The 18,186-nt window shown below is 44.9% G+C and carries 14 protein-coding genes; 11 read left to right on the top strand and 3 right to left on the bottom strand.

Annotated elements, in window-relative coordinates:
• The first annotated feature begins 21 nt into the window (after window positions 1-21).
• The 3 genes from IDJ77_RS09810 to IDJ77_RS09800 all read left to right on the top strand — a co-directional run bounded on the left by IDJ77_RS09810 (window position 22) and on the right by IDJ77_RS09800 (window position 5,226).
• Window positions 22-921 (top strand): nucleotidyltransferase family protein, encoded by a 900-nt coding sequence (locus tag IDJ77_RS09810; protein ID WP_191188761.1) that lies wholly within the window; start codon window positions 22-24, stop codon window positions 919-921.
• A 272-nt stretch (window positions 922-1,193) separates the two neighbouring features.
• Window positions 1,194-4,127 (top strand): M16 family metallopeptidase, encoded by a 2,934-nt coding sequence (locus IDJ77_RS09805; RefSeq protein WP_191188760.1) that lies wholly within the window; start codon window positions 1,194-1,196, stop codon window positions 4,125-4,127.
• A 724-nt stretch (window positions 4,128-4,851) separates the two neighbouring features.
• Entirely contained in the window at window positions 4,852-5,226 is a 375-nt protein-coding gene (locus IDJ77_RS09800) for a response regulator (RefSeq protein ID WP_191188759.1), read from the top strand.
• On the opposite strand, the gene IDJ77_RS09795 is transcribed toward IDJ77_RS09800, so the two are convergent.
• Window positions 5,205-6,359 carry a DUF922 domain-containing protein gene (locus tag IDJ77_RS09795; protein WP_191188758.1) on the bottom strand — a complete coding sequence of 385 codons (1,155 nt, stop codon included), beginning with the start codon at window positions 6,357-6,359 and terminating at the stop codon, window positions 5,205-5,207. The two genes, IDJ77_RS09800 and IDJ77_RS09795, sit on opposite strands and share 22 nt — an antisense overlap.
• Window positions 6,360-6,585: 226 nt before the next feature.
• On the opposite strand from IDJ77_RS09795, the gene IDJ77_RS09790 reads away from it, so the two are divergent.
• From IDJ77_RS09790 to IDJ77_RS09760, 7 genes are all read left to right on the top strand, one after another.
• A complete protein-coding gene (locus IDJ77_RS09790; RefSeq protein WP_317174324.1) occupies window positions 6,586-9,741 on the top strand; it encodes a tetratricopeptide repeat protein in 3,156 nt (1,051 codons plus the stop codon).
• A 14-nt stretch (window positions 9,742-9,755) separates the two neighbouring features.
• Entirely contained in the window at window positions 9,756-11,606 is a 1,851-nt protein-coding gene (locus tag IDJ77_RS09785) for a hypothetical protein (RefSeq protein ID WP_191188757.1), read from the top strand.
• 38 nt (window positions 11,607-11,644) lie between these two features.
• Window positions 11,645-12,739 carry an HU domain-containing protein gene (locus IDJ77_RS09780; RefSeq protein WP_191188756.1) on the top strand — a complete coding sequence of 365 codons (1,095 nt, stop codon included), beginning with the start codon at window positions 11,645-11,647 and terminating at the stop codon, window positions 12,737-12,739.
• A gap of 48 nt (window positions 12,740-12,787) precedes the next feature.
• Window positions 12,788-13,501: a MotA/TolQ/ExbB proton channel family protein gene (locus IDJ77_RS09775; protein WP_128531728.1), complete on the top strand. Its 714-nt coding sequence runs from the start codon at window positions 12,788-12,790 to the stop codon at window positions 13,499-13,501.
• Complete coding sequence (locus IDJ77_RS09770) at window positions 13,498-13,899, top strand: ExbD/TolR family protein (RefSeq protein WP_191188755.1); 402 nt, start codon at window positions 13,498-13,500, stop codon at window positions 13,897-13,899. Before IDJ77_RS09775 ends, IDJ77_RS09770 begins: the two co-directional genes overlap by 4 nt.
• Window positions 13,900-14,002: 103 nt before the next feature.
• Window positions 14,003-14,818: an energy transducer TonB family protein gene (locus tag IDJ77_RS09765; RefSeq protein WP_191188754.1), complete on the top strand. Its 816-nt coding sequence runs from the start codon at window positions 14,003-14,005 to the stop codon at window positions 14,816-14,818.
• Window positions 14,819-15,112: 294 nt separating this feature from the next.
• A complete protein-coding gene (locus IDJ77_RS09760) occupies window positions 15,113-16,426 on the top strand; it encodes a bifunctional folylpolyglutamate synthase/dihydrofolate synthase (protein ID WP_191188753.1) in 1,314 nt (437 codons plus the stop codon).
• Window positions 16,427-16,540: 114 nt separating this feature from the next.
• Here IDJ77_RS09760 and IDJ77_RS09755 read toward each other — a convergent pair whose 3' ends face one another.
• Window positions 16,541-17,044, bottom strand: a complete 504-nt coding sequence (locus IDJ77_RS09755) for a lipocalin-like domain-containing protein (RefSeq protein WP_191188752.1) — start codon at window positions 17,042-17,044, stop codon at window positions 16,541-16,543.
• 104 nt (window positions 17,045-17,148) lie between these two features.
• On the opposite strand from IDJ77_RS09755, the gene IDJ77_RS09750 reads away from it, so the two are divergent.
• Window positions 17,149-17,496: a winged helix-turn-helix transcriptional regulator gene (locus IDJ77_RS09750; protein WP_191188751.1), complete on the top strand. Its 348-nt coding sequence runs from the start codon at window positions 17,149-17,151 to the stop codon at window positions 17,494-17,496.
• Window positions 17,497-17,564: 68 nt separating this feature from the next.
• Here the strand turns inward: IDJ77_RS09750 and IDJ77_RS09745 are convergent, their stop codons facing one another.
• Window positions 17,565-18,083, bottom strand: coding sequence for a GNAT family N-acetyltransferase (locus tag IDJ77_RS09745; RefSeq protein ID WP_191188750.1), 519 nt, complete (start codon window positions 18,081-18,083; stop codon window positions 17,565-17,567).
• Between the last annotated feature and the right edge of the window lie 103 nt (window positions 18,084-18,186).

Raw genomic sequence — 18,186 nt, 5'->3', positions numbered from 1 at the left:
TAAAAATCTATCAAAAAAAATATGAAACCTACCTTATTGATCTTGGCTGCAGGTATGGCCAGCCGCTATGGAAGCATGAAACAAGTTGACGGGTTTGGCCCCAACGGCGAAACCATTATCGACTATTCTATCTACGATGCTATTAACGCCGGTTTTGGCAAGATATCATTCATCATACGCGAAGAATTTTTAGATAGTTTCAAAGCTATTTTTGAGCCTAAATTGGCCGGTAAGGTAGAAACTGATTACGTTTTCCAAAACTACGATCTTACCCAGTTTGGCATTGATTATGAAGTAGAGCGCGCAAAACCATGGGGAACTGCCCATGCGGTTTTAGCTGCCCGCAACCAGGTAAACGAACCATTTTGCGTAATAAACGCTGATGATTTTTACGGTTTTGATGCCTTCAAAAAAATGGCTGATTTTTTAACAAGCGAAGTGGCCGATGACACCTATTCTATTATAGGTTACCAGGTAGATCGTACCTTGTCAGATCATGGTTCGGTATCGCGCGGTGTTTGCCAGGTTGAGGATGGTAAAATGGTTGCCATAAACGAGCGCCTTAAAGTATATTTTAAAGATGATGGTTCTGTAGCTTACGAAGAAGATGATAAAGAATATCCGTTAGATCCAAATACCCGCGTATCTATGAATTTCTGGGGTTTTACACCGGCTGTTTTCAAACAAAGCGAGCCAATGTTTAAAGCCTTCGTAGAAGCAAACAAAACCAACCCTAAAGCCGAGTTTTTCATCCCGCTTGTAGCCGATGGTTTAATAAAAAGCGGCGAAGCATCTTTTAAAGTTATCCCTACCGATGCAAAATGGTTTGGTGTTACTTACAAAGAAGACAAACCTATCGTACAAAAAAGTATATCAGACCTGGTGGAGAACGGAACTTATCCGGCCAACCTGTGGGCTTAAAAGCATAACAAGTTTCAAGAGATCCCGCTCAATTTTTTTGGGCGGGATTTTTTATGGGATAATATTTATTATTAAACCACAAAGAAACACAAAGCCTTCACAGTTTGAGCTTTATTAAATTTAATAAAGCTTAACCTTGGTGCTCTTTGTGTCTATATGTCCTGCAAATCCTTGTGGCCTTTGTGTTTAAATCATCACCTTAAAAACTATCTTTTTAGTTTCACCAGATGGAATACTTGCTTTTTAGTATATTTAAGCCTTTACAAACTAACATGAAAATAAAACTATCCCTTATCCTTTTACTGCTTGGCTCGTACACGGCCAAAGTATCTGCCCAAACCCCATACGTTTGGAAAACCGCTACCACAGGCGGCTACACGTATAAATATGTAACCAACGACCCTACCCAGGCCCGGTTTTACACCCTCAGGAACGGCTTAACGGTAATACTTAGCCCAACAAACAAACAGCCACGCATACAGGCTTACATTGCTGTAAAGGCCGGCAGTAAAACCGACCCCGCCGATCATACCGGCCTTGCCCATTACCTGGAGCATATGATGTTTAAGGGTACCGATAAATTTGGATCGCTTAACTGGGCGAAGGAGAAACCCCTGCTGGATAAGATAGACGACCTGTACGAGCAATACAACTCTACCAAAGACGAAGCAAAACGTAAAGAAATTTACAAGGAGATAGATAAAACATCCGGCGAGGCGGCAAAGTTCAGCATTGCTAACGAGTACGATAAAATGATGGCCGCCATGGGCGGGCAGGGCAGCAATGCCTTTACCTCTTTTGAACAAACGGTATATACCGAGGATATCCCCGGTTCGGCAGTTGATAAATTTTTAACTATGCAGGCCGAACGTTTCCGCGCACCCGTGCTGCGGATCTTCCATACCGAGCTGGAAGCCGTGTATGAAGAAAAGAACCGTGGGCTGGATAATGATGGCCGCAAAGCCCAGGAAGCCATGTTCGAGGCTTTGTTCCCCAATAATAACTATGGTAAACAAACCACTATCGGCACCATCGAGCACCTTAAAAACCCATCGCTGAAAGCTATCCGCAAATATTACTACGATTACTACGTACCCAATAATATGGGGATCATCCTCTCGGGCGATTTTAACCCCGATGTGATGATAAAAAAGGTAGCCGCCCATTTCAACTACATGGTGCCAAAGGCTATCCCTGCCTATACCTTTGCGCCCGAGGCACCAATCACCAGCCCTATCCAACGGGATGTTTACGGCCCTACTCCCGAAAGCTTAACCATTGCTTTCCGTTTCCCGGGTGCAAATACCAAGGATGCCCGTATGCTTAGCCTAATAGGCTCGATATTAACCAACGGTAAAGCCGGTTTATTCGACCTCGACCTCACCAAAAAACAAAAACTCCTTAGTGCGTCGGCCTCACCTTATGTACTTAAAGATTACAGCGTATTGATGCTGCGCGGCAACCCGGTAAAAGGGCAGTCGCTTGATGATGTAAAGGCCCTGATGCTGGCAGAAATTGACAAGCTGAAAAAAGGCGAATTTGCTGCCGACCTGATCCCCTCTATTGTAAACAATTTAAAAAAGAGCATCATACAGCAAAACGAAAACTATGGCAATCGCGCCGGCAACCTCATGAGCGATTTTACATCGGGCGTGGATTGGCGGGTAGACCTGGCCAGCATAAACGAATTGGCAAAAGTAGATATTGCCCAGGTTACGGCTTTTGCCAACAAGTATTTAACGGCCAATAATTACGTAATTGTTTACAAGCACCAGGGCGAGGATAAAAATATCCTGAAGGTTGAAAAACCACCAATAACACCTGTTGAGGTAAACGCGGGCGAACAATCGGCATACGTTAAAAAAATAAACGCCATGCCCGATAACCCCATACAGCCTTTGTTTTTAGATTACGCTAAAGATATCCAGCGGGCAAAAGCGGGTAAGGTTGATGTGCTCTCGGTTCAGAATAAAGATAACGCCATTTTCCGCCTGTATTACCGTTTTGATATGGGCAGCTGGAACAATAAGCTTTTACCGGTTGCAGCGGCTTACCTGCAGTTTTTAGGTACCGATAAAATGAGTGCCGAAGATATCAGCAAGGCTTTTTATAAACTGGCATCTACCTACAGTATTAGCGCCAGCCCCGAAAACACCAACGTAAATATTGGCGGCCTGCAGGAAAACTTTGGTGCCACGGTAACCTTATTAGAAAACCTGCTGGCCAATTGCCAGCCCGATGAAAAAGCGCTGGCCAGCTACAAAGCCCGGTTAAAAAAAGTGCGCGAGAATCAAAAATTAAACAAGGGCGCTATTATGCAGGGGCTGGTTAACTATGCGCAATACGGCATTAACAATCCTTTTAATAATGTACTTACCGATGAAGAAATAGAGAACATTAAAGCGCAGGACCTTGTTGATATTTTACATAGTCTGGTAAATTATAAACACACCATCCTGTACTACGGCCCGCAAACGGCGGTACAGGCCGGCGCAACTTTGGCCAAACTGCATAAAACCCCGGCAAGCTTTTTACCTTACCCGGCGGCTAAAAAATTCACCCGTGTAAAACCGGGCGAAAACCAGGTATTATTTGCCAACTACGATATGGTGCAGGCAGAGATCAACTGGGTACGCAACGAAGAGCCATACGATGTCGCCAAAACACCGGCTGTTGAACTATTGAATAACTATTTTGGCTCTGGTATCAGCTCTATTATTTTCCAAAACATCCGCGAATCTAAAGCGCTGGCGTACTCCACCTACGCCTATTACAACCAGGCCGCTAAAAAAGGCGAAAGCGATAGTTTTGTAGCTTATGTGGGTACCCAGGCCGATAAGATGAACGAGGCTATAAAAGCAATGAACGAATTGCTGAACAGCATGCCCGAATCTGAAAAAGGTTTGCTTGCGGCCAGGGATAACGTTCGCAAATCCATAGAGACCGAACGCGTTACCCAGGATGATATTTTGTTTAATTATTTGGATGCGAAACAGCGGGGGCTGGATTACGATCTTCGTAAAAATACATTCACAGCTATTAACAAATTAGGGCTGGCAGATGTGAAAGCCTTTCATGATGCCGAGTTGAAGGATAAACCCTACACCTATTGTATTGTAGCATCCGAAAAACGGGTAAGCGACGAAGACCTCAAAAAATACGGCGTACTTTCAAAACCCGATCTTAAAACAATATTTGGATATTAAATAATATATCCACAATGCAAAAGGAGGCTTGTGTACAACATGGGCCTCCTTTTTTGCATATAAATCAAGTAGCATATATTTCCTCATAACATATTTGCGCCGGTATATAAATATTATATATTTGTTACATATTTAAGTATACAACCCTAATTGTATTACTAATGATTTTGTCCGCACCAGATAACGTAACCACCCGCAAAAAAGCGACGGCAGTATGCTCCAAATGCAAATCTGTTTTAGACAGCCGTGCTCACCGCAGTTGGTTTGTAAAAACTTTTCTTTTCTGGCTACCCATTCGCAATTTTAAATGCTATAAATGCAATCGTACGCAATACGTACTGATTAATCGATAGTTAAATAAAATAACCTTTGTAGTTCATTTTTTACAACAAAAGGCTTGTTGGGTTGTTATAAATTACTAATATTACATTTTAGTAAACAATTATAGCCGATACCTTGGAGAAAACAACTAAGCCCCTAAGTTCTAAATGCCCTAAATGTGGCAAGCATTTTCATCATAAACTACACCGCAGCTGGTTTGTAAAAAACTTACTGGCCTTTATTCCTTATAAAAAATATTTCTGTGCCAACTGTAAAAAGGCATATTATATTGTAAAAAAGGACACTAATAAGAACGAATAACATTTTGGTATAAGTATTGTGGTAACGCCTCAGAACACTATGCGTTTCGGCGCATTTTTGCAGATACTTAACTTATAATGACATGAGCATGGGGCGGATTTTAGCTGTAGATGATGATATAGATATACTGGAAGTGCTTCAATTCATATTGGAAGACTCGGGCTACGAGGTGGAGACCTTATCAGACGGGCACTATTTACTGGACACAATTCGTGAAAATGCACCAGATTTGATACTGCTTGATATTATGTTGGGCAATATGGATGGGCGGGAACTTTGTAAAGAAGTAAAAAAACAAGAATCTACACATGATATCCCGGTGATCCTGATCTCGGCGAGCCATAACATCTCCAACGCCATGAACCAGGATGGCGCGCCAAACGATTTCATAGCCAAACCGTTTGATATCAACAACCTGCTTGCTAAAATAAAAAATCAGTTAAGGCCCGCCGCCTGACCAGGAGAAGGTTTTATGCCTAACTCCTGTAATTCCTTCTCAATGCGCGCATTCCACAATTGCTGCTGGTAGGTATTGGTACTATGCCCTGTTTCGGTATCGTATTGTTTTTGCAGAGCGTTTATTTCCCTTAAGGCATCAAAATAAGCCATATTAATTGGCCCGTCGTAGTTACCAGGCTTTAGCTTTTCGGCTAATATTTGCTTCTTAAAATGTTCGCCAACTATTTTTACAATATCAAAATGGTGCTGCTCATGTACAAGGCTACTGTTGGTCATGGCCTCATACCGAGCCCAACACGCGCTTTTTGGCAAGTACACTTTAATATCCAGCTTAAGATTGATGATGCCTTGGGATACACTGATGCTTTCATTATACCCTAAACTTGCGAAAACTTCAGCGCCATATTTACTGTTTTGTGGTTTCAGCTGAAAATCATCCCACCGTAACGGGCGGTTAATGTCGTAATAAATAGTATCGCCTTCGGGGCTTTCCTGATGATCGGTAAAGTTTATCCTAACACCTTTCGCAAGCTTAATATTGGTATCGGCCTGCTTATTCATCCAGTTATTAAGGTAAGTTACCGTATTTACTATGGCGTTTCTTAATAACGGTTCAACCTGCTGTGGGGGGCCGGTGTTGCGCTGGTAAGTACTTGCGGTACTGTAGTCGCCAAGTTTTATAAATTCTTCATCGCGCTCAAAACCAAAGGTTATTGTCAGGCCTATACGCCCATCGGCCCGCGTATTCGCCGCAGGGCTTTCTACAACACTAAACGTGGTTATTTTTATGATGATGGGCCGCAGGGTTTTATCGGCAGTAAAACTGTTATCTATAAAGCCCTTAACGGCTGCGGCTGCACCGCCTTTAAAGTCAACTTTAAGCGTTTCATCCGGTTTACCGGCGTTGCTTTTCATCGGGAGTATTTTGCCAATTAACGTTCTATCGGCGCGTTCGTCATCTATGCGGGCAATATAAAACTCTTTGGGGATAAAGTTAAGACGCTGGTTTTGCAGCTCGATGAAGGCATCAGCTGCGGTGTTTATTTTAAAAGCAGCTAATACCGGGATAAAGGCAGCTGCCATTATCACCAATAAAAAAAAATTAAAACGGGATGAGATTAATTTGCGCATTCTGTAAAACAAAACGTTACAAATTTGGCAATATTTTATGCTACCAATTGGCTTACAGCGCGATAATTCTTAAACGGCGTAATTACTTTTAAACACCTTCTCCAAGTTCCCCACATCCTTCGGTTATCCACAAACATTCTCCCTACTTTTAATTTTCCACAGGCATACCACCGCGTTTTTGCCTTCGTTTAAAAAAAGTGCTTATTCACATTTGTTAATTACTATTGTGGATTGCATTTTTGCGTTTAGCTATTTTAGCACCATCATTAGTATGCGCTTTATGATCAAAACTAAGTATATAATCCTCGTTGCACCCGTATTTTTTGCCCTAACCACGCAGGCGCAGCAAAATCCTTCCTTCCATATTAACCAGGTTTACAACACCGCTGCCGACCTGCTGGATAAAGGGAAATACGCCTCCGCCGCAGAGCAATACCGGTTGGTAGAAGAGAGCCGCCTTAAACCCGCGCCGCAATCAAAATTCGAATCGGAACTATCCCTGCTGAAAGAAAACGCCCAGTATTACGAAGCCTTCTGCGCGCTGGAACTGGGCAACGATGATGCTGAAAGCATGTTTTTGCGCTTTATAAAAGAACACCCCGAAAACTCGCTTACCAAGCTGGCTTTCTTCCAGGTGGGCCGGGCGTACTTTAAACAGGGGAAATTTGAGGAAGCCCTGGTTTGGTTCAACAAGGTGCAGGCGGGCGAGCTTACAGGTTCACAAAATACTGAGTACAAGTTTCGCAAGGGCTACGCCTATTTTATGCTGAACGATTACAAGAACGCGCAGTCGCTTTTTGGCGAGGTGAAGAATAAAAAGTCGGCGTTTACAGATGATGCCGTTTACTACTTTGCGTACATCGCCTACTTAAAAAAGGACTACAGCATCGCGCTGGTAAACTTCGAGCGGTTAAAAAACTCCAAAAAATACGAAAGCAGCTATCCGTACTACATCACAGCTGTTTACTTTTTAGATAAACGCTACAACGATGTACTGGCCTATGCCATCCCCATCCTAAAAACAACCAAACAGCAAAACGAAACCGAAATGCTGCGCATTGTGGGTGCATCGTACTTTGCCAAAGGCGATTTTGATAACTCCGTAAGCTACTACAGCCGTTTCCAGGACCAGGATCAGGGGAAAACCCAAAACACACAGGATAGCTACCAGATAGGCTACGCCTTTTATAAGGTAGGCAACTACGGCAAAGCATCCAGCGAACTGGAGAAGTTGGTGGCCCAAAACGATAATTACAGCCAAAGCGGCAGCTACACTTTGGGAGATGTGTTCCTGAAAATGAACAATAAACAGAGCGCCCGCAACGCCTTCCGTGTTGCCTCAAAGCTCGATTTTGACAAACAGCTGCAGGAAGATGCGCTTTACCAGTACGCCAAACTCTCCTACGAGCTTGATTTTAACAACGAGGCGCTGATAGCAACCCGTGCCTATTTAAAAAATTATCCGCGCAGCAGCCGCAACGACGAGGTGAAAACACTGTTGGGCGAAGAACTATTAAACTCGCACAATTACAAAGAGGCTGTGGAGATCTTAGAGCCGATCCCTAATAAATCGGCCAGTGCGCAGGAAGCCTATCAAAAAGTAACTTATTACCGCGGACTGGAATTTTATAACGAGCGCGCTTTTGAAAACGCCATCGGCATATTCCTGCGTTCGCTTAAAAACCCTATCGATACCAAAATACAGGCGCTTACTTATTACTGGATGGCCGAGGCCATGTACGAGGTACGCAAGTACGGCGAATCGGTGGATAATTTCCAACGATTTTTGGCTATGCCGGAATCAAAGGAAACCGATGTGGCTAACTTTGCCAACTACGCGCTTGCATACGCGGCCTTCGGTGGCGAGCAATACCGCACGGCCGCTACCTACTTCGAAAAATTCCTGAAAGGTGATATTAAAGATAAAAACAGCGAGAACGACGCCGTAAGCCGCCTGGGCGACAGTTATTTTGTATTGAAAAGCTACGATAATGCCATGGAAGCCTACAATCGCATCATTGCAAGGCAAAGCCAGGACCAGGATTACGCTCTTTTTCAGCGGGGTATTATACAAGGCTTGCAAGGCAACCTGGATACCAAAATAAGCACGCTAAACGATGTATTATCCCGTTTCCCAAATTCAGATTATGCGGATGATGCATCCTTCGAGATAGCTTATACCTACTTTTTAAAGAACGATGGCGACCGCGCCAAAACTGATCTGCAGGCCATGATACAAAAGTATCCGCGCAGCAGCTACGTACCGCGTGCCTTAACAACCATCGGCCTGATAGATTACAACGCCGGCCGCGACGACGAGGCGGTTAACTCCTTTAAACAAGTAGTTGCCGATTACTCCTCAAGCGATGAAGCAAAAACGGCGCTAAAACAGGTAGAGAAAATTTATACCGATAAAGGTGATGCGCAAACGTTCATCAACTACGCCGGTACTACCGCTATAGGCAATTACTCTACCGCCGATCAGGAGAACATTATGTACGCAGCCGCCAATAACCTTTACTTGCGCGGCGACTGGCAGGGAACCGTAAACGCCGTTGGCGCCTACTTTGACAAATTCCCAACCAAGCAGATCTTTGAGAAAGAAACCAGGTTTATCCGTGCGCAAAGTTTGGTAAATTTGGGTAAAACCGACGAGGCTGTTGTGGATTACAACGTGATCCTGAACGACTGGACCAGCGCCTACAGCGAAAAAGCGCTCATTAGCATGGCTAAACTTTACATGGCTCAAAAGAAATACAACGATGCCATCGTGTTTTTGAAAAGGCTGGAAACCAACTCGGAGTACAAGGCCGATTACTCTTACGCCATTAACAACCTGCTGTTTTGCTATTCGCAGATAAACATGCCCGATGATATCCTGAAATATGCCAACCTGATCCGTGATAACGAAAAATCGGCACAGGAGGATATATTTAAAACCGGCACATACGCAGGGAAAGCTTACCTGGCAAAAGCAGATACCGCATCGGCCATTACCGAGTTTAATTACACACTAAAAAACACCAAAACCGTAGCCGCCGCCGAAGCCAAATACAACCTGGCCAACATCGAATACCTGCGCGGCAAGTACAAGGCATCCCAAAAAACATGTTTCGACCTGGTGAAGGAAATGCCTAACTATGACTACTGGGTGGCCAAAACCTACATCCTGCTGGCAGATAATTACGTGGGATTAAAAGATGCCTTCCAGGCGAAAGCAACCCTGCAAAGTATTATCGAGAATTATAAAGGCGATGACGACATTTTGCCTACGGCCAAACAAAAGCTGGCGCAAATGTCGCCCCAAAAGGCCGGCGCGCTAAAACCTGCTGCTGATAAACCTGCGGCAACAGATACAACTAAACAAGGTACCAAAGAATAAAAGAGGAACAAGCAATGAACACAAGATACACCTACATACTGCTCGCCTTGTTAATGAGTTTTTTCTTTGTCCCGGCAAGTGCACAAACAAAGAAACCGGCGGCAAAGAAACCGGCAGCCAAAACTGTTCAAAAACCGGCGCCTAAAAAGAAACCCGCTAAGGCAGCGCCTGTTGTACAAAAATCATCGGCCAAAAACCTGGGCGATGCAGCATCTACCGTTGCGGCAGATACCACCAAAAAAGGCGGACAAAACAATCCTGCCAATACACCCGGTGCAGGCCTTACAGAAGAGATAGTTGTTACCACCGCCTACAAACCGGTATTGGCCGAGGCGGTAAAAATACGCCGCAACCCAAACCTGGAGGAAGCATCGCCTTTTAAAGCGCCTTTGGCTTACGCGCCTATTGATAAAAAGCTGCAGCAGGATAACAACATCGGCGAACTGGAAGCCATGAAACGCCCCGCCGAGCAAGATTCGGTACTGATCAATAACTACGTAAAAGTGGGTGCAGGTAGTCTAAAAACCACCTACGCCGAAGGCTATTTTGCCAACGGGCGCGACGAAGCCCTACAGGTTGGCGGCTTTTTAAAACATTTTGCGCAAGCTGGCAACCAGTACAAACAAAATGAGATAAGGGATGAGGTGGGTGTTTTCGGCAAAAGTATTATGGCCGATAATACACTGACAGGCCGTATCAGTTACAAACGCCGCGGAACTTATTTTTATGGTGATAATACCTCGGGCGTTGCCCCGGCGGCCTACGTTTTCGATCCGCAGAAACAAACCTTTAATACCATTGGTGCCGAAGCTGAATTGGCAAAAAACTATAAAGATGTTGAGAATGATTTCACCTACGCTTTAAAACTAAAGGGTTATCTATTCAGTAACGCATACAGCGCAAAGGAAAATAACCTGGTACTATCGGGCTTTGTTAACCAAACGGTTAAACAGTTTTATGCAGGGGTAGCGGCCTCCTTAGATCTTAACACACAAAAAGATGCCTTATACTCGGTAAGCAATAGCATTGTACGCGCAAACCCTTACATCAAGTTCCAGGGCGAAAACTATAAGATAGATGCGGGTATCAACATCGCCAAGGAGTTTGGCTTTTCCGACAGGTTCTTCATCTTCCCGGCTGCTAAACTGGAGTACCAGGTAGTGCCTAAATATGTGCGTTTATTTGCCGAGGCAAAGGGCGATGTAAACCGTGCCTCGATATTGGAATATACTGATATAAACCCCTTCCTTGGCGAAAACATTAACCTGGTGAACTCGGTAGACCAGTTGGATATCACCGTTGGTCTGAAAGGAACACTGGCACCCGGGCTGAGCTTTAAAGCTGCCATTTTCCGCAACAGCGTAAAAAACCTGCCGCTGTTTGTAAACGATTTTGCTAATACAGGCAACAAATTCGGCGTGATATACGATGGCGGCAAGGCGCGCATCAGCGGCTTTAACGGCGAACTTAATTTTAAAGCAGCCGAAGATTTCGACCTGTTTGGCCGTGTAGAAATTAAAGATTATAAACTGGCCACCGAAGCTGAGCCATGGAACCTGCCCACCTTTAAGTTAACCGCGGGTACGGTTATCCACATCAGCAATACGGTTGACATCAATGGCTCTCTGATGTTCCGTGGAGCAACCCAGGATAAGCCATTAACATCCGGTGGGGTGTCATCTACGCCAGCAAGTTCAAACATAGCATCTTTTGCCGATCTGAGCGGCGGGGCCACTTATAAGGTAAACAAAAAGATCTCGGTATTTGTACAGGTAAATAATATACTAAGCACCAGCAACCAAACCTGGCTTTATTACCCAAATTACGGGCTTAATGTGTTTGGCGGAGTGGGTTATGCTTTTTAAGCTTTTTGATGTTTTATAATTATCCGTACTTTTAGCGAATGGATGTAGGCTACTATATAAGCGAATTGCTTGGGCAGCACGGCGAGGTAAATGTGCCGGGACTCGGATATTTCGCAAATAGCCGTGTAAACGGCTTTTATAACGACAGGGAGGGCAAGTTTTACCCGCCGGGTTATAGCGTACAGTTCGACCCGCAGGTTTTAGACGACGATACCCTGGCCATACATATTGCCGAAAAGAAAAAGATCTCGGTAGCATCGTCAAAGTACTTTACCGAAAAATTTGTACTAACCCTAAAACAGCAGGCTGCAATAGGCGAAACAGCACTTGCCGACCTCGGCTGGTTCACCATGTACAACTTACAGCTTATATTTAAGCCCAACGCAGTTACCAGCACCGATCCGGAGTTTTTTGGTTATCCAACCATTAAGCTGCACAAAAAAGGAAAGCAACCCGTTATTGACCAACACCAGCCCGCCGAGCCATCTCACAGCCCCGATATAGCAGAACCGCAGTACAATCCGCAGCCCTACATCCCTGAGGAGCAGTATCAGGCAGACGGGGGACAAGAAGAATACCTGATAGAGCTTAGCCGCAAAAAGCGCCGTAAAACCACTTGGGTGTTTATTTTACTTACCCTTATCGCTACCGCGGTTGCTGTATTCATGGTGAAAAAGTACGACCCGGAAACTTTCAAATTCTCCTTCGGATCGAAAGAAAAGGCGCCCGAAAAGGCCCCGGTAATTTTGGAAACTATTGATACCGGTAAAACAAAGGCCGATACCGATTCTGTGCACATAGTGCGTAACGTAAAGCCGGATTCGGTGAAAAATACTTTAGCCGCCGTAAAAGATACCACGGCTGTACCGCGTTATGAGGTGATAGCCGGTGCGTTTAAAGATCTTACAGAGGCGGGCAACGCCATCAGGAATTTTAAAACAATTGGCATAGATGCCAAGATCGTTCCGGAGATGCCGGGCAGGCGTATTAAAGTTTCTGTAGGCACGTTTATAACCCCGGAGCCGGCAGAAAAACTAAAGCAACACCTGATAGCCGCAAAAAAAATTGCCGCCGATTCCTATGTACAGCCCATCAAGCCGAAAGAGAAGGATGCTAAAACGGTAAAAAAATAAAACTGCAAAAAAGACGGAATCTTTAAATAAATCCAGAAACAACAACAAATGACTTTATTATTCGCCCAGGTTACAGATACAGCAACTAAGCTGATAGATACAGCAAAACAGGCAGGCCAGCAATTGGCGCAGATCCCTGATGAAGAACTACGCTTTGGCGATCTGCTTATAAAAGGTGGCTGGGTGATGATCCCCATCGGGATATTGGCGGTATTGGGCCTCGTGATATTTTTCGAACGCTTTTTCACTATCCGCAAAGCCTCAAAAGACGAATCGCACCTGATGATCCAGGTTCGGGCCAGCATCATGTCGGGCAATTTAGAGTCGGCCATTGCTATTTGTAAAAACAGCAACTCGCCGCTTGGCCGCATGCTGCAAAAAGGGCTCTTACGTATTGGCCGCCCCATAAAAGATATTGAAGGCGCTATCGAAAATATTGGCAAGCTGGAAGTATCAAAACTGGAGAAGAATATCGGCATCATTGGCATTGTGGCCGGTATTGCGCCCATGTTTGGCTTCCTGGGTACCATTGCCGGGGTTATCAAGATCTTTTACGATATCTCCAAAACGGATAATATCAGTATGGGTGTAATATCCGGCGGTTTATATGTTAAAATGGTAACATCGGCAGCCGGTTTGTTTGTGGGGATCATTGCTTACGTATGCTACCATATTTTAAATATGATGGTTGATAAGGTGATATTAAAGCTGGAGACCGACGCAATTGAGTTTATTGACCTGTTAGAGGAGCCGAGCAAATGAATTTAAGAAAGAGAAAACGCGGTGCAACTGCGGAGGTACATACCTCGGCCATGAATGACATCATGTTCTTCCTGCTTTTGTTCTTTTTGATAGCATCTACGGTTACCAACCCAAACGTCATCAAGCTGATGCTGCCAAAATCATCAAGCGGGCAGTCGGTATCTAAAAAAACCATCAATGTTTCGATAGATAAGGATCTGAAGTACACCGTTGATAAAAAAGAGGTGCCCGTTGCCGACCTGCCCACCGTGATAGGCAACTACAAAAAACTGGCAAGCGAATTGACGATAGTATTATATGTAGACCGTACCGTAGCCATACAGGATGTGGTACAGGTGATGGATATAGCACAAAAATTAAATATAAAACTGGTACTGGCAACAGAACCTAAGGGATAGAGAGGAAGGTGAAAGGTAAAAGCTGAAAGGTTAAAGGTAGCTGCCTTTCTGTTCAGTTTTAAAAACCTTTTACCCTTAACCTTTTACCTTACATCTCAAAAGAATGGACTACAGGGAACAAAATAATTATCCGAAAGCGTTTGCTGCAACAGGTGTAATACTTGCTGTGGTAATTGCCCTGTGCTATTTTATCGTTTTCCAAACCCCGCCTAAAGATGAAGAGGGTACTGGTGGTATTTTGGTGAACTATGGTACGGTAGACGAAGGTACGGGCAGCGATTATATGAGCATTGAAGAGCCTTCCGTTGCCGAAAATGCCAACCAGTCGAAACCCGATAAGGTAACCGAAACCCCACCCACTGAGGAGAAACCGGTAGAAGAGAGCAGCGATAAAAACGTTGTTACCCAAAATAACGAAGATGCGCCCGAAGTAGCCGCCAACTCTAAAGCACCGAGCAAAACGGTTGCCACACAGCCCGTTAAAAAACCTGTAGAAGCCCCAAAAGTGAACCAAAATGCACTGTATAAAGGTAAGACCAACAACGGCAGCGGCGAAGGCGACGGTACAGGCAGCACGCCGGGCAACCAGGGCAAAACCACGGGTACAACGTTAACCAACAATTATAATGGTACAGGCAGTGGAAACGGTGGTAGCCTAAATCTTACGCAGCGTAGTTTTGTGAGCCGCCCAAGCGTAAGCGACGATAAACGCCATGCCGGCAAAGTAGTGGTTGATATTACAGTAGACAAAAACGGCCGCGTAGTAACCGCACGTGCAGGTGCACGGGGCACCACCATTACCGATGCAGACCTGCTGCAAAAATGTGAGGATGCCCTGCTAAACTCGCAATTCAATTCATCAGATACAGCTCCTGATAGCCAGCGGGGAACGATGACGTTTGTGTTTAAGCTGAACTAAGTTTTAGTTCATGGATCATAATTGATGGTTCTGGCAAAATACCCGGGGAAATCGCTCTTAGCATTTTTACAGGCTTATTCCGTGATGATTTATTTAAAATCACAATGTTCGGGCTTGTTCGGGCTGTTCGCACTACATCGCGAACGCGAACAAGCGTAAAAACCCGTATTGTTAGCGGTTCTGTTTTAAAGGCAATTTCCCTGAAATATCCCTTTCAGGTTTTCATTATCATTTCCCGATGCTACCTTTGCTGCAATAGGACGTGGTTCGGCCATGACCTATGAACCATCAACCATGAACTACCAACAAACCCTCGATTACCTGTACACCCAACTGCCCATGTTTACGCGTGTGGGTGCATCTGCTTTTAAAAAGGACTTGACTAATACCCTTGCCCTTTGCGAAAAGCTGGATAACCCGCAGCATAAGTTTAAAAGCATCCATGTTGGCGGCACCAACGGCAAAGGCTCCACATCGCACATGCTGGCGTCCATTTTACAAACAGCAGGATACAAAACCGGGCTATATACTTCGCCTCATTTAAAAGATTTTAGAGAGCGTATCCGCATCAATGGCGAAATGATAAGTGAGCAAACGGTGGTTGATTTTGTAGCCCATCATCAAGCCGATTTTGAAGAAATTGAACCCTCGTTTTTTGAGATGACGGTTGCGCTGGCTTTTGATGTATTTGCAAAGGAACAGGTTGATATAGCTGTGGTAGAAGTAGGGCTTGGAGGCAGGCTCGATTCTACCAATATCATCACCCCGCTCCTCTCGGTGATCACCAACATCGGTTGGGACCACATGAATATGCTGGGCGATACCCTGGAACTAATAGCCGGAGAAAAAGCAGGCATCATCAAGCCGGGCATACCCGTTGTAATAGGCGAGCATCAGCCCGAGGTATCAGAAATATTTTTGAACAAGGCTAAAAAGGCGAGAAGCCCGATAGAATTTGCTTCTGAAAATTGGGAAATATTATCGCAAAGCAGTGATTTGAATTTGTTATCTGTAGAGATCCAAAGACAAGTGCTCCCCACTTTTGCATTCTCGGAGGAGCCGGTGTTTAAATTCCTGCTGGATCTGCCCGGCAGCTACCAGTTAAAAAATCTAAAAACCGTACTCTCTGCAGTAGATGAGCTGCGCGAACAGGGTTTCAACATCACCGATGAACACCTTGCTACAGCACTGCAAAACGTAAAAAAACTAACCGGGCTGCACGGTCGCTGGGAAGTACTTAACACCACTCCACTGACTATCTGTGATACCGGCCACAACCCCGAGGGCATTGAAGAAGTATTAAAGAACATTTCCTCGGTACCATACAAACAGCTCCATTTTGTAATAGGGATGGTGAACGATAAAGATATTACCAAAGTGCTGGCCATGCTGCCTAAAAACGCCATCTACTACTTCTGCAGACCCGATATCCCGCGTGGGCTGGACGCCGAAAGCTTAAAGCAAAAAGCGGAAAGCCTTGGTCTTCATGGCGAAGCATTCGTCTCGGTTAAAGATGCGGTGCGAGCCGCGCAGTCTGCCGCGCAGGCAAATGATTTAGTGTTTGTTGGTGGCAGTACGTTTGTGGTGGCGGAAGTAAGCCCAGAGTAAGCTCTGTATTCCGTCGGTTAAAAACGACGGCAATGAAGGTGGGAAACCCAAAAATCACCGTAGCGATCTTGCGCAATCCACCTTCATTGCCGTTCTATGTATGGGACGGGCACCTTACATCCTCTCCCAAACCACCTCTCCCCTTACTGCGTTGCCGGTAGTTGGTACTGCCACAATATAACTCAATATCTTCCCGTCGAATTTAAACCGGCTTTTGCGCTGCGTGTTTTCCCAGTTGGGATAGGTGGCGGCTATAATATCATAAACGATGGATTGCGTTGCCTTGTCGATACTGTATTTACCAAAATGCGCATTGCTGCCGCGCACGGCGGCACGGTATTCTTCATCGGTCCCTTTGCCTTTGTCGTTTGCAGCAAACGCGGGGCGACCATCACTACTATAAATTTCCATGGCGTAGTTGCCTGCAGCATCAAACATTAAAATACCCTTGGGGTTATCGCCATAGAGGTGTACCCGGCTGCTATCGGCCAAAATATTATCCACTATTTTCAGTCTGTAAGTCCCGGTTAAGTTTATGTTGACGCCTTTCGTTTCCTTTTTTTGTGCGAATGCTGTGCAGCTGCTCAGCAAAAACGCTAAAATTAGTGTAGCTTTCATATACCAAAGTTATATTTGTATCCAGGCGGCATCAAGTAGGTACAAAAAATAGCCTGCGCACCAAAAAGTTACCTATCTGTATTCCAGGTAAATAAATTTTCGAGATGGAAAAAAAAAGCAAAAACAAGCCACCCAAATGCGGCATCGATTATGCTTTTCAGCGTATTGGCGGTAAATACAAGGGGCGTATTTTGTGGAGGCTACGGGGCGGCACTCTGCGTTATGGCGAACTGCGCCGCACGGTTACCGGCATTACCCCAAAAATGCTTACCCAGACCCTGCGCGAATTGGAAGAAGACGGGCTCATCAGCCGGAAAGTTTATGTAGAAGTACCGCCGAAAGTAGAATATACCCTAACCGAAAACGGGCATCATCTGTTGCCATTTTTAACCCTGTTGAGAGACTGGGCCAAAGAGCAAATGGTGCTGAATAACATTGTGGCGATGCCATAGCGCCTATATTTTGACTATTATCAAAACCCCTTTATTCGGACATCAGCCAAATCCTTTAATCAATAAAATCAACGGTTCAGATGGTACCAGCTATGCCTGATGCCGGCGTGCTCAAAATCTTCCACGTATTTCAACCCTGCTTTTTGCAGGGCCTTGTTTGAGCCAATATTATCCACATCGGCCATGCCGAATAATTCATCCAGTTTCAATACATCAAACCCATAATTAACAGATGCAATGGCGGCTTCGGTAGCGTAGCCTTTGCCCCAGTAACGTTTGATAAAGCGATAACCCACATCGTAAAAATTAGTATGCCGGTTACGTGTTTCCGTCATGAATTTTAGTCCGGCCCAGCCGGTAAATTCACTGGTTGCTTTTTCGATAACGGCCCAGCGGCCAATGCCATAGTCGAGATATTGCTGACGGATAAAAGCGATGCCCTGCTGCGCCTCCTCTAAAGTTTCGATAGGCTTATTGCCCAAATAGCGGTGTACATCGGGGTCGCTGTCCAACTCAAACATACCCTGGGCATCCGTAGGAAGTATTTCTCTAAGTATCAATCGATCTGTTTCGGCGAAGATTTGCATGGCGGCTGGTCTGAACTCGAATTTAAGGAATTTTTAGAATTGGCAGAATTAATCACTTGCGGCTGCCTGTTTTAAATTCTGTAAATCCATTAATTCGTTTAAT

Source organism: Mucilaginibacter pankratovii, from assembly GCF_014773265.1.
In the GTDB taxonomy this organism is placed as follows: Bacteria; Bacteroidota; Bacteroidia; order Sphingobacteriales; family Sphingobacteriaceae; genus Mucilaginibacter; species Mucilaginibacter pankratovii.
The sequence above is the reverse complement of the archived record's forward strand: the minus strand, read 5'-3'. Positions and strand labels throughout refer to the sequence as shown.